The following is a 14,455-nucleotide window of genomic DNA, read 5'->3' on the forward strand; positions in this document are numbered from 1 at the left end:
CGTCAGTATCATTTAGCGGCGTTATCAATACGTATCTGCAATGTTTTATTTTGAAAAACAGGAGTTGTCGTTTTGTGGTTAAGCGAAAAAACGGCTGGTTTCCGGTCGAGGCTAAAAGTGGCATTGATAAGCGGCTGCCCTTGCAAGATCAGGTCAAACTTCTCCCCGCTTTTCTGCGCGATCAGATTCAGCTTGGAAAGTGAGCTGAAAAGAGTTTTCTGGTCCCGTCTGAAATAACTCCCATAGGCCATAAAATAATCCGTGATATCGGCAGCTTGGGGTTGTCCGCTTTTTTCAGGATAGGAAAAACCAAACAGATAAGCATCTGTGTCCCAGCCACCAAAATTATTAACACTGTTCAGATGCATGATATGTCCGTCAGCCAGCAGGTTGAGATACAGCTCGGTAACCTTACCGTTCTGTGTGATTTTTAATCCGTTCATTGTCAGGTTTTCCAGACGTTCGATCACCGGCAGATTTTTATCGTTGAGCGAGTCTTTTAAAATGATCGCGGTGATGAACTTGGTTTCCTTTACCTCCCTGGGATATTCGACTGCGTAATGAATTTCAGTCAGATGCTGTGGATCTCTTGCCTTGGGCGCAGAAATTTCAGTGAGCTTCATTTTTTCAGGAAAATCATGATCAAAACCGGTTTGCACCAATGTTTCGGGAAACAAGGGACGCACCAGCACCGACGATTTATTGTGACTGATACTAATATCTCCACCTATTTTTTTCGACGTTCCGCCGGGATGCAGCCGCCATGAAAACTTCCCGGTTTCATGAGCTTTCACGTCATCGACAATGATAATGACCTTATCAAGCCAGATAAAATTGCGAAAATTACGGGTGAAATTCAGGGCGGTTGGCCCCACGCCGTTAGCCAGAATATACTTGATATGACCGCCATCCATCAGATCGCTTAACTGCCCTCGCACGGGTGAGCCATTGTACTGCTGCTCTTTGGGCTGTGCTTTGCCGTTAAATATGACAACATTATGTGCCTCGCTCTGAAAAAAGTAAGCAGGATATTCCTGCGAACCGTACCAGGAATTGCCCGCATCCTTGATAATATCCTCTCCCTTGTGAAAAAGGATAAAAGAATTGGCATCTGCATGGGAATGGTTCCAGGTATACCCGCTTTTGACACCGAGCATCGTCTCATCTTTTTGCCATGAATTCCGCATCGTAGCCCAATCCATGTCTTCGTACAAAGCAGCGGTTGGCAGGTTGGGAACCGACGGCACTTTTTCCATATCCGGCTGAATGATAATACCCATGGGCGTATTGGCAAACCAGATATCACGATGCTGCCGCTTTTTCACCTGATCGATGTACCAGCGTATATTCGGGTTTTTCTCTCCCAAAGCATACAGCAGTTTCATGACACTTTCACCGGCCACATGTACTTCACTATCCCCAAAATTAAGCGAATAAAGCGCGCCTTCCCGCGGATAAGAAACCTGACAAAACCAATCAGCGATCTTACCCAGACCCGGCGTTAACGGCTGTTTTTTATGGGGATAAGTATCTTTGAAAGCCAGATTGAACAATAAAAATTGCTGTATACCGAAGGAAGCGTAACCAACACTTTCGTACATACCTCCGTCCTGATCGATGGTTTTCGGTTTGTTTTGCAAGATGTCACCATTAAAACGGTACCATTCTTCCATCCCATTCCCAACAGCTTCTGCCCAGGCCTCAGCCTCGGGGTGTTCATCTTTTATTGCCAGCGCAGCAATTCCGGCACTTCCCACACAGGCGCTCCACCAGTTGTGCCCCATCGAATTGAGCGTATGAATCCGTTTGCCGGCAAGCAGCCATTCGTCCAGTGCGGTTTTGATGCCCATCCGCACAACGCCTTCGACGATCATTCTTTTTTCTTCTTTATCGAGCTGGTCATAAATCGCATCAAAGCCGATCGCTAACGCCCAGCAGTTACGCGCCGTTTCCAGGTCCGACAGCCAGGCAGGTTTGCGCTTGAGCATTTCTTCATTGGCCCATGACGGACGGCTGCAAAGTTTTAACAGCACTTCCTTTATCTTGTCCGCATACTTTTTTTCTCCCGTAACCAGCCAGACCACCGACAGATAATCAAGGTTATCCTTGACATTGCCTTTGACCAGAAAACCGTCAGCCGCGGTCCTCAGCTCCTGCCAATTGTCAGCCATAGCGGTGTCGGATTTAATGCGTTTTTTTAGCACTTCAATCCGCTCATTTGTAAAGATGAGATACGGGTGCTTTTGCGCTGTCAGCTTCGTTGTAAAACCAAGCAGGATAACGAGCAGCAATAATTTTTCCAAAACCATGGGTAAGAAATACTTGTACATGCGTGTGATGGGGATAAGCTTTTCAATGGATGATTATGGTCGTTTAACGTCCCAGTAAACCACATATCTGCTTCTGTGAATATCATACAACGGACGCAGGGTCACGCCGTTTTTTTCAATTCTAAAAGTCAGATCGTCGGGACTGACACGGGAAAGACCGGTTTGTGGATTTTTGGAATCGATATCCAGACTTCGGGTGATATCCGCCGGCACCTGATAATTGTAGGTATAATAATCGTTGTATAACCCGGGATTTGAATAGGGCGCAGGCTTACGGACTGTACTGCCGCCCAAATCTCCGGCCAGTACAATCGGACCAAAGGTGAATGCGACTTTATTTTCATGATCATTCGTTGCCACCGCGCCCAGCGCCATCGGAAAACTGATCTCCACTGTATCACCTGCCTTCCATTTTCGTTCAATCGCGATATAACCTTCCGATAACTCCGGTTTCGAAACGCGACCGTTTATTTTCACTTGCGCAACTCCCGCCACCCAGGAAGGATTCCGCACATGCAGCGTCCAGGCAGCGGCATTGCTTTTTTCGATCGTGAACACGGTCGTACCGGATTTCGGGAATGCAGTTTCCTGTCTGATTTTTATGCCTTTGTTTTTCCAGTCAAGCCGGGAAGGAATAAACAGATTGACAAAAAGAGAAGCATCGTGATGATAATAAATGGCCTCTCCGTATTTGGCCTGGTTCTCAAAACCACTGCCCACGCAGCACCAGAACGAATTTTCGGGTGTGCTGTACACTTTATGAGCTCCCGGCAACATCGGCAGAAAGTACGAAATCATACCGGTGGCGGGATCCTGCTGGCCTAAAATATGGTTGTATAACGCCTTCTCGTAATAATCTGCGTACTTCACATCACCACGCTGACAAAAAAGATGGCGCGTCAGTTTCAGCATATTGTAAACATTACAGGACTCTCCAGTGTAACCCGTCAAATGCCCGGACTGATGATCAGGCTCAAAAAACTTTTCCTTATCACTGTTGCTGCCTGTCACGAAAGAATGATGATCGATCACCGTCTGCCAGAAAAAATCAGCTGTTTTACCGCCTTCACCGGCACCTTCCAATTCATAGTTTCGGGCAAAGCCCAGCAGTTTGGGAATGTAAGTATTGGCGTGTTTTTTATCGAGAATATCCTTGCCTTCTTTCAACGGGTCGAGCATTTCATTGTGATAGAAAAACTCAGCCAGCCATTTACTTTCCCGGTTTCCTGTGATCGCATACAGGTTGTAAAAACACTCGTTGATCCCACCAAACTCATTTCTAAGCATCACAGCACGCTGCGCGGCAGACAGCGGTTGAAGTTTTTGGTATGCCCAGGAGGCCATACCGGAAGCAATTTCCAGTGCCTGCCGGTTGTCGCAGTAAAGGTATTGGTCCAGGAGTCCGGCGAAAATCTTATGCAGCGTATACCATGGAGCCCACACTTTTTTCCCGGCCAGATTCCGGTTGATAAGCTCCTGCGGATAAGCACTCAGATATCCGTTTTGGTTCAGTATTTTCTGTACTTCTGCAAGTCCGGAAACGAGGCTATCACTCTTTAACTTAAATCGCTGATCGCCCGTCGAAGCATACATGAGCGCAAGACCAGACAGGATATGACCCGTGGAATGCCCGCGAAGTTCACAATCCAGCGACTCCCAGCCACCGAGTTTTTTCACCTCGAAATATCCTCCTTCATTACCGCTGTAAATTCCGGCGTTGGTTCTGAAACTATGTAGCAGCTGACGGCTCTGAATCGCAAGCAGCCATTGCTGTTCACGTTCCATGTTTTCCCGGAAACGGCTGTCAAGTAACGTCACATCCTGAAGATCGAAACTGTAACGGGCCGGTTTTGACTGGTCTTCCACAGCAAACTTGCCCCCATGCTGCCCCGGATAATGCGACTGAGCGCGCAATCCCAGCGAAATAGTGGCAAAAAACGCCAGGCTTAAAAAATATTTCTGCATCACTTTTTGAATTATTATGCCGAAGCCGACATCCATGTTTTACCTCGCGATCGCATTCATTTTTAATAGCTCAGTAAGACGTAAAACCTGACTGAGCTATTAATTTTATTTTTACTTAACCACCGCGACTTTTAAAATTTCGGCGGGTTGGTTATTCCTGATGATATGCAGCAGATATAGCCCGCCAGAGAAATTCTTAGCACTTACGACCGCAACAGGATTTTTTTCATCGTTGTAAATCAGTTTTCCCGACACATCAAAAACCTTGATCTCTTTAACATCTTGCCAGTTGTCGGTCTGAATGGTGATCTTGTCCGTCACGGGATTAGGATATAAAACCGTTCTTGCGTCAGCATCAAATGGGACTGACCGGATCATGCTGTAAGCAAATGTCTGGTCCTGATCCACCATTTTCAGGCGATACAGGTTTTCGCCCTCAACTGGACCGCTGGTGAACGGACGGGCATCTTCAAAACGGTATTCAGTCAAAGTACTACTTTCGCGGCTCGAAAGAATTCTCCCGATCGCATCCCAGTTTTTCCCGTTACGGCTCCGTTGAATCTCAAAGTGATCGCTATTCGTTTCGGCACTGGTTTTCCAGGTTAACAACACCGCCCTGCCATTGTTTTCACCACCTGATTTCCTGGCATTAAAAGAAACCAGCTTTACGGGCAGTACGGATACGTCATTGGCGATGGTAAATGGCGAAAACGCCGACACGCCGGTAAACGTCATAAGGGCATCCGTTCCAGTCCCGGTTATAGCATTTGCAGCACCGCCCAGCGTTTCCCAGGCAGAAGTTCCGGCATTGTAATGCAGCAGTCTCATCGCATACGAGGGATTAAAGTTGGCATTGCCCTGCGTATTGTTATAACCAAAAGTCAGATCGGTAACAGATGGATTAACCGGTGTGATATTCCAGGTTCGGTTCAGCGTAATGTTTGCATTTGGAACGGAAGCGGGAGCTGAATTCCCTTCTCTGACATTTACCGTAAAAACCGTTTCGGAAGTTGGCTTAACCGTTAAAGGGTTATAACTCAAAGCTCCGTTACCCAGCCAGAAAGGCGTTGAAACACCGGCGCTGACCAAACGCGTAATTGCCCCGGATTGATTTTCACCCATAAAGGAGAACCACTGTGCAGGAACGCCTCCACCCACAAATTCGAGTGAAGTCGGTTTGATGGTATAAGTACCGGTTGAGATCACCGTAATACTCGTCACAACTCCATTTGTTAGATTTCCAATGGCATAGGTCGGCGATAAATTGTTTGATGTGGTACCTCCGTTAAAATAAACACTGGGTGGTGTTACGTAACCTGAACCTCCGTTTCCATCGAAAGTATAAGTGCCAACAGCAGGATTGTTGCCGCTGAAAGTCACTCCGCCCAGACCGTTGGCCACAGCGGCGGTTCCTGTAAAATTGCTGGTATTGACACTTTGCCCGACCGTGCCATGAGTTAAATTCAATGCCACGCTTGCGCCATCCACAACACCTCCGTCTGCGACATTAACATTAATTTTCTGCGCTGACCGAAACCGGAACAAGCGCACCGTCGAACCCAATTTTAAAACGCCATTGACATTAACTGTTACGAGATTGGCATCAGTCTGGCGGTTGGTTACCAGATTAAACTGGGCATCGGAGCAATCCAGCGTGCCATTGATGTTGTACGTCATGGAAGAGCCGGTGTTATTAGCCGCTGTAAGTCCATAGGCCGTGCCATAAGCACCGTGAAACGCACCATTTCCATTACTCCCGTTAAGTTTTACCGTTTTACCTTCGTTAATCACCAGTACTTTTGTTCCGGCGCCCGTGTTTCCATTTTGCAATGTAAGGCTTGAAACGCTTGAACCGGCATAGTTACGCAGCTCCATATTGATGTCAATAATGATCGTTTGTGTCGCCGCGTTATTGCCATTGGGGGCAAAACGGGCGATGTTAACAATTCCGGAGCCGGTAAATGTTGTAGTACCTGAGCCATTGACAAAAATCCGGATTCCTGACCCAACCGTCGTGACAGGCGAACCCGCGGGTGCACCTAACCGTCCGTGAATGGTTATCGTGACTGCCTTGTTAGTGATCAGACTGCTGACGCTTCCGGCAGGAACAGTCGTTGAGGCCAATACGCCTGACTCCGTAATGACAAAATCATTGACCGTGAAAGTACTCGACATCGTATGCTCCCCGCTGATGGTAGTCAATCCCGAAACAGTCAGAGTAGTCTGTTGTAACAAAACTCCACCTGACTGGATCGTCAGATTTTTGATCAAACCCGCCGTAGTCGCGAGCGTTACGGTGTGACCAGCCAGAATATGAACATTGCTGCTGGCATTTGGTGCCGTCGTTGTGGTGCCGGATACACCTCCGTTGCCATCAGAAATATTCCAACTACCGCCGTTCCAGTTGATATTGCCGGACGAAACATAATCCCCCGCGGCAATCCCCGAAACGGTGAGCATCTGTGACACGCCGGACGCCGGACTATACGTATCATCGCCAGCCTGAGTTGCTGTGATCGTGGTCACTCCCGGCCCAACGACATGCACCTGATTGTTTACAATGGTCGCAACGGAGGTATTGGAGCTGATATAACTGACAGGCAGTCCGGAAGTGGCACTTGCGCCGGGATTAAAATCAGCAGCCCCGATATTTTTGGCTGGCAAAGGAGCAAAATCGATCGTCTGCGATTGTAGCGCAGACAAATAACTAATGTTGAAATGATTTAGAGCAAAAACATTGCTGGTTCCTGAGATAAAAACCCGCATACTCTGGACGCCGGCGTGTAAAGTAAAACCGGTGGCCACGGTTATATCCTGCCAGTCCTGAGCACCGTTGGAATGCCCGCTGCCGAACGGAATTGCCACCTGCCCGGTTTTGTCGATACCGTCAAACTCAATTTTTAAAAATCCGCTTGCCGCACTGGACCCATACCGCGCATCCAGTTTGTACTTGCCGGAGGTTGGGACGGCCACCGTATAGTTCATCCACTCCCCGTCTTCCAGATTTGTAAGATTATAACCACCTTCCGAACTGACCTCAATGTCAACGGCTTCACCGGTGCGGTATTGGCTACCTGTATTGGCAGGCGTTAAATCATGGTAAACCTTTCCCTCGCCATCATTCACAAACTGATCAAAATTTTCCGCCTCGATTTTCCCCGGCAGCACGTTCATTTTGTAAACAGGATTGCCATTGACAAATTCCACAGGGTCGCCCGGACTGTTTGCCGCCCTCCGGAAAGTAAGCCCACCCCACCCCGGATGATCAACCTGAAAGCCCTGCCCTTCCAGACCATATTCGTTTGTTGAAGCGTCAAAGCTGCGTTTCAGCCATTTGTAGCGGTTGGGATCCAAACCGATACGGTCCTTGTAATGGCCCAGCGACATTTCCAAAAACGGCACTTCATTAAATTTGAAACTTTGTCCACGTGTCAGTCTTGTCAGGTCGCCACCGTTCCATGGATTGATTTTCTTTGAAAACCAGCGGCCGCTTCTGTCTCTGCGCTGAATAAATTCCCCGTTTTCAGCAGTCGGCTCCCAGGGTGCAGGCTGATCGGCAAAAGTATAGTTCAGAGACATGTTATACCGCATTCCAAACTCGATTCCCAGCAAAGGCCGGTAATCCAGAAAGCTGTATATATCATCTCCCTGGCTCCACGCCATCTCACACATGGTGTTGATATTAGAAACCCCGCTCACAGCATGTCCCTGATCCCGTGAACTCTCCTGACACTGCCCATTTTCCCAGATGTAATTACTGATCAATTCATTATAACCATAATCAAGTATAGTGGTCTCAGTATAAGGAGATACCGTATTGTATTCATCGTAATATTCATTGGAAGAGGCTACCGGTGCAGCTGTCACGATACGCGGACCCGGAGGATATGGAAGATCGTCGGTGCGATGCGGCAAACCTTTCGTGTAACGCAGAGCGCGGTCATAAATGATTTCGTTATCCATGAAAATACCGATAGCCATAATGCCCCGCATCGCAAAAATACCCTGATTTCCATGGCGTCCGGGATCTCCGTTGTACGTGTACCAGTAGAAAGTCGCATCTTCGGCATCGATCGCCGCGGTTGGCTCTGCTGTGGTGGAATATCCCGGATATACCAGCATATCTTTGAATTTACCAATATCCGTTGCAGACCAGCCGGGATAAGTATTTTTTATAATTTCGGCACCTTCCAGCATTTTCCAGATCACACGGCCTGCGTCAAGTGCCTTGGTACCATTCGATTCGATGTGCGTGATATTAACCCAGGCATTAAAAATTGACACACATTTCTGCGCATGCCGCTCGTCACCGGTGATGTACCACATGATCGAATTGTAGTAAGCTGCCAGGGCGTCGTACTTAAATTTTTCGTAATTGTAGCCGGGCAACGCCGCAGGTTCAACCAGCCGTGTCACACCCGGATCTCCCTGGACCGCATAGTTATAACTGGCGTAGGGATTTTGCGAGAGATTCTGAAACGAAGTTTTCCAGGGTTCCTTACCTGCCTGCACCATGTATTTCATCCGGTCGAGATCCGATCTTTTATGGGATAAACCGGGATGGACAAATGTCCGCTGTGCGACTGATTTCGTAGAAAGAAAAAGAATAAAACTGCTGAGCAATAAGATTGTATATAAAAATACCCGTTTCATTACGATGTCAATTTGAAGTGAATGGAATGGTCATGACTTTCCCGTCAGCCATTCAGCACCGGCTCATGCGGGCTGATTGGCTATCAGAGAAAAGGAAAGAAAGGGGTTTGCCCCTTACCAGCCTTCGTTTTGTTTCAAATTAGGATTGATCTCGATCTGCTTTGAAGGGATCGGTTTCAGGTAATGTTTTGCAGAAAATTTACGCCCCGATCCTGCTTCTCTCAAAGCAAATCCGGCAGCATTGACCACACCCTTGTTGGTCGTGTAGGTATTCGTATAAGTTACTGTTTTATTGTCCTTCGGAACGAAAACACTGGCCGTGCGAAGGTATGCGGAACCTCCCATAAACGGCAGACCGTCAAGATCCTGGCTCATTTCCGTTTCAGCTGTTTTCCATCGACGCAGGTCATTGTAGCGGTGCCCTTCCAGCCAAAGCTCTACCGTTCTTTCGCGGCGGATTTCCGTTTTCATATCCGACCCGGCCGGAATCGTTGCGTTCGTCAAGGCAGGCATCTGCACACGCGTCCGCAGTTTATTGATCGACAGATCCAGCTCCGCGTTTGTGACCGAGCCGTTTTTCTCGAATTTTGCCTCGGCGTAGGTCAGGTAAATTTCAGCCAGGCGAATAATCGGCACGTCCATCCCATCCAGTGTTGCATTGGTAAAAAGTCTTTCGGAAGCGAATTTTTTGTTAAAAAACCCAACTCCATCATAACTCCGCACGGACGCCCTCAGACTATCCACTTTTCCTCCCGCCCAGTCGCCCCGGCCCAAAGCATATTCCCAATACAGATCAAGGACGGCGCGGTGATTATCGGCCAGCCTGGGATCTCTGTTTTTCAAAAAGCTGTTCAGTGAAGTCTTGTAATCCGGCACGGCAATTTTCCCTTCCGCGGTTAAGTACATTTCCTGCATTTTTCTGCTGGCTGTTACACCCGCACCCGGCATGGTATGTACCACGTTCTGGTTGGATACGCGGATATTTTCATCAAAACGGTTTCTGAAAATGTATTCCTTGTTGACCGCTTTCGTCAGTTTGTAAGGATTGGTCTGTAAAGAACTTTCCAAAACAAACATCCAGCGATAACTCTCCGCACCCATGCGGGCATCGTAAAACAGCTGATAGGATGCGTCGTTCATCACCGCTTCCGAATTGGCAATGGCCTTATCCAGCAGCGTATTCGCCCGGGTTACGTTTGTCAAATGATACTTCTGCCAGGTCCCTTCAAAAAGTGCCACGCGGGCCAGCATCGACTGTGCGGTTCCTTTCGAAATTCTACCGTTCTGTGCGGCAGGCAATGTCGCCTGTGTAGGTAAATCTGCGATGGCTGATTCCAGATCGGCGATGATAAAATCGGCAAATTCATCCCGGGTATTTCTGGCTGAGGATAACTCGGGGGCATCGGTTTCCAGGACATTTTTAACAATTGTACCAGGGCCAAAATCAGCAAAAAACAGGAAAGAGTAATAAGCTCTGAAAAACTTCGCTTCGGCAAGGTACTGCTTGATCTCTTCCGGTTTCGCATATCCCTCCGCGTTTTTGAAAACATAATTAATCGCCCGTAGCCGCTTGTAATATCCTTCGTAATACGGATCTGTGGCCGGAATGTTATAGGTGGAATTGCTGATATTATTCAAGCTCCCGTTGTCAATCACGATATCCGCAAGCTTGTCGCGGTCGGCAATACCATAACGCGTATTTTCTGCAACGCTGGCATCATTGTTGTCCATGATCTTCGGCAGCCATTCATAAAATTTATTCACCCCTTTTTCAAAATCACCAGCGTTCTTCCACATGGAAATATCGGAAAGGTCCGTTTCAGGATAAAGATCAAGGGCATCCTTGCAAGCTGTATGTAAAAGCGCCAGCAGCGCGATAAAAACAATACTTATCTTTTTCATAATCAATGTCTTTTATAATAAAATCAAAAAGTTAAGTCCAGACCAAAAGAATAGGTGCGGGCAAACGGATAGGCATTTGAGCCCACGGTGCCACCGAACGGATCCTGTGCGGAAGTTTCCGGATCCCAGCCATCCTTGATTTTGGTAAATTCAAACAGATCATTGCCTGAAAAATAAACCCGGAGCTTATCGATGTGAATTTTGGAGGTGATCACCTTTGGAATTGTGTAACCCACCACGACATTTTTCATCCGCAGGTAAGCGCCATTCTGCTTGCGGTACCAGGCATCGGAATAAAGATAATCGTAGGTTCTCGTACCACCATCGGTAGTCGTTTTCGGACGGGCATATGGGTCTTTATTAACTTTTGGCAGATTTTTATCCGGATATTTCTCGGCGATATCACTCCATGCCGTTCCATAAAGAGAAGCGTCATGATTCTGAAATGTATTGGCAATCAGGACGGTTGCGGCAGATTTATTTCTGATCACCGTTCTTTTTCCAACTCCCTGAAAGATCGCGTTAAAATCAAACCCTTTCCAGGCGCCGCCGAAGCTAAACGAATAACTTTTTCGAAGGGTCTCGTCACCGAGCAGCACAACGTCAGCAGTTGTGATTTTACCATCACCGTCGGTATCCTTGTACATCATATCACCAATGCGCAGCAAATTCGGCGCCAGCAGCGTGTTGATCGTTTTGTAAGAATCCAGTTCTGCCTGCGTTTCAATCAGTTTGTAAGCCTGATGCCCCCAATAGCTGTTCAACGCATAACCTTCGAGATAAGACGTTCTCGCATCATATGTCTTCACGGACGCATTTTGCATCGAGATCAGTTTGTTCTGGTTATCGCTTAAATTAGCACTTACAAAATAGCTAAGCTCACCAATCTTGTCGCGCCAGTTCAGGCCAATTTCCCAGCCTTTCACTTTCAGTCTTCCTGAGTTTGTTTTAGGTGCCGTGGCTCCCAAAACCTGCGGATAGGTTACAGAGGCCAGCATATTGGCATTGTCTTTCCAGAAATAATCCAGCGTTCCGGTCAGCCGGTTTTTAAGGATCGCAAAGTCAACTCCAACGTTGGTATTCCTTATTTTTTCCCAGGTTCTCGACAAACTTACCACGTTACTTTGTGTTAACGTCTGGCCATAAACCGGACTAGCGTCCGATCCGAAAAGAAATTGTCCTGCTGCCGTCCCCGTTGCTGTATTCTGATTCAGTAAAGCGATGTAATCATATTCTCCGATTCCGTTCTGGTTTCCTGTTTCGCCGTACGAGGCGCGTATTTTAAGATCATCAAAAATGCCGTTGGACTGCATAAAAGCTTCGTCCGAAAGTCTCCATCCTGCTGACGCGCCGTAAAACGGTTTCCATCGGTTTGTTGGTGTAAAACGTGATGATCCGTCGTATCGCCCCAACGCTTCCAGTAAATAACGTCCTTTGAAAGCATAGGTGACCCGGCCAAAATAAGATGCCAGAGCCCAGGCCCGGATTTCGTCCACTGCTCCTTTTGTGGCACCGGTATTAAGCGAATGAATATCCTGAGAGCTCAGCGTACTGGCAGAACCGGTGAACTGATCGTAACGGTTTTTCTCATAGGATGCGCCCGCCATCACACCAACTGAATGCTGACCAAAATCTCTGTTGAAATCAAGATAGGCCTGATAATTCTGATAGATGGTTGATCTGGAACGTTTCTCGATTTTGTTATTGCTCGGGCTGATCACCGTCGCATAAGGCACATCTTCGTAGCTGTACCACTGAATTTTATTTTCGTATAACTGGTAGTCCGTATTTGAGGGATTGAACGAAACATTACCGACCAGATTTAGTCCGTCAAAAAGTTTTACAGTTGGTTTAAGATTGACCAGAAGGCTGTTCACATTATCATTGACGCTGCCACCGAGTTTCGATTTCCATTGCGCCCCGTAATTTCCACCCCAGGCATATGGCAGTCCCGATTTTGTTGAAACGGGGGAACCCGGAGGATTTCCATTGATTTCGTTGGGCTTCAAACTTGGATATATCGTAGCACGGCGCTCAAAGGCCAGGCTCGTAGCAAAACTGATTGCTTTTGTAATTTTAAAGTCGTTGTTCAAACGGATATTGAAACGGCGGGAAACGTCTTCTCCCCATTTATTAAGCACCGAATTGTCATCCATATAACCCAGAGAAAGGTTATAAGTGCTTTTATCGCTTCCCCCCTGAATACCAATGCTGTGCGACTGGGAAGCCACAGATCGCCACAACACATCGTTCCAGTCCACATCGACAAATCCCATGTCGGCGATACCCGTTGCCGGTCCTACGTAGGGCACGACCTTTCCATAATACTGAGGATCGCGCGTTTTCATGGCCTGGATTGCCCAGTCTCCGATAGCCCCCACGTTATCCCCCGGTACTTTTCCTGAGTTCAACTGAGCCTCTTCCATCGAATAAGCCCACTGGCTCTGATCCATCCATTTGTTGACGCGGCCCGGACTTTTTATGGCAACATTTCCTTTATAAGTCACTTTCGGAGGCTGATTTTTCCCCCTTTTCGTCGTTACCAGAACCACCCCGCCCGCAGCACGGGCGCCATAGATGGCTGCCGAGGCATCTTTCAAAATCGATATGGTTTCAATATCATCGGGATTCATGTTACTCATGCTGCCGGGAATACCGTCGATAAGCACCAGGGCCCCGGTTCCGTTAATGGAAGATTCTCCGCGAATTTTAAAATCCCAGCCTTCCCGGCCAGGTGCGCCGCTGCTGCGTGTTACCGTCACACCCGGAACCTGTCCCTGCAAGGCCTGAACCGGATTTGACAATACGCCACGGTTTTGAAATGTCTCCGCTCCTATGGTTGCAATGGCACCGGTCAGCGTCGCCTTTTTCTTTTCACCATAACCTACCACGACAACCTCATTCAGTGATTTATTATCGATAGCCAGTACTACATCGAGTTTCGAACTGTTATCAGCATTTATTTCCTGTGCGCTGTAACCCACGAAAGAGAACACCAGAATGACCACACCTTCCGGAATTTCCAGTGAGAAGTTCCCCCTGGCATCGGTGGTTGTACCTTTGGCAGTTCCTTTAATAGCAATATTCACACCCGGCAGAGGTTCTTTGGATTCATCGGTGACATGCCCTGTAATTGTTCTTTCCAACGATTTTTCCGGCAAGGGATTTTCTACCGGGACATCAAGCGACGAGGATGGACTGACCATCGTCAGCACAATTCTGTCCCTGACAATCTTGTAGGAAACACGGTCGGGGCGAAACATCGCATCCAATACTTCCGAAAGCGTTTTGTTGGTCATCGACAGCGAAACCCGACGCTGCACCGGCAGTGACCTTGAACTATATACGAACTTGATATTGCGCATCGATTCAAGCTGTGTGAGCACCGTTTTAATTTCCTTCTGCTCAACATTCACGTCCACTTTTTGCAGCAGTAATTCCTGCGCACTGACCACGTGCCCATAAGTATATGTTGCTGCGATGAACGCCAGTAATATCTGTATAAATGAAACTTTCATAATAGTACCTAACGGCGCTATGAATTGTCTTCGTTTTTTCATTGTTTTGTTCTTGTTACATCGTGAAAGATTGGACAAAAGGCTTCC

General features: G+C 47.6%; 5 protein-coding genes. All 5 read right to left on the reverse strand.

Translation table 11 applies throughout. From position 1 onward, the window contains the following. Positions 1-8: 8 nt before the first annotated feature. The 5 genes from M1L62_RS06720 to M1L62_RS06740 all read right to left on the reverse strand — a co-directional run bounded on the left by M1L62_RS06720 (position 9) and on the right by M1L62_RS06740 (position 14,410). Positions 9-2,330: a heparinase II/III domain-containing protein gene (locus M1L62_RS06720; protein WP_254412260.1), complete on the reverse strand. Its 2,322-nt coding sequence runs from the start codon at positions 2,328-2,330 to the stop codon at positions 9-11. Between the two features lie 33 nt (positions 2,331-2,363). Then, a complete protein-coding gene (locus M1L62_RS06725) occupies positions 2,364-4,295 on the reverse strand; it encodes a glycoside hydrolase family 127 protein (protein WP_254412261.1) in 1,932 nt (643 codons plus the stop codon). A gap of 111 nt (positions 4,296-4,406) precedes the next feature. Continuing rightward, positions 4,407-8,948, reverse strand: coding sequence for a T9SS type A sorting domain-containing protein (locus M1L62_RS06730; protein WP_254412262.1), 4,542 nt, complete (start codon positions 8,946-8,948; stop codon positions 4,407-4,409). A 114-nt stretch (positions 8,949-9,062) separates the two neighbouring features. After that, on the reverse strand, positions 9,063-10,850 hold the full coding sequence (locus tag M1L62_RS06735; protein ID WP_254412263.1) for a RagB/SusD family nutrient uptake outer membrane protein: 1,788 nt from the start codon (positions 10,848-10,850) through the stop codon (positions 9,063-9,065). Between the two features lie 23 nt (positions 10,851-10,873). Then, the gene (locus M1L62_RS06740; RefSeq protein WP_254412264.1) at positions 10,874-14,410 is read right to left on the reverse strand and encodes a TonB-dependent receptor; all 3,537 of its coding nucleotides are present in this window, start codon (positions 14,408-14,410) and stop codon (positions 10,874-10,876) included. Positions 14,411-14,455 lie beyond the last annotated feature (45 nt).

Source organism: Dyadobacter diqingensis (assembly GCF_024220585.1).
Classification (GTDB): domain Bacteria; phylum Bacteroidota; class Bacteroidia; order Cytophagales; family Spirosomataceae; genus Dyadobacter; species Dyadobacter diqingensis.

Coding starts and splice junctions, on each gene's coding strand:
- M1L62_RS06725 (WP_254412261.1), bottom strand. CDS start 4,295: ATGCAGAAATATTTTTTAAGCCTGGCGTTTTTTGCCACTATTTCGCTG.
- M1L62_RS06730 (WP_254412262.1), bottom strand. CDS start 8,948: ATGAAACGGGTATTTTTATATACAATCTTATTGCTCAGCAGTTTTATT.
- M1L62_RS06740 (WP_254412264.1), bottom strand. CDS start 14,410: ATGAAAAAACGAAGACAATTCATAGCGCCGTTAGGTACTATTATGAAA.
- M1L62_RS06720 (WP_254412260.1), bottom strand. CDS start 2,330: ATGTACAAGTATTTCTTACCCATGGTTTTGGAAAAATTATTGCTGCTC.
- M1L62_RS06735 (WP_254412263.1), bottom strand. CDS start 10,850: ATGAAAAAGATAAGTATTGTTTTTATCGCGCTGCTGGCGCTTTTACAT.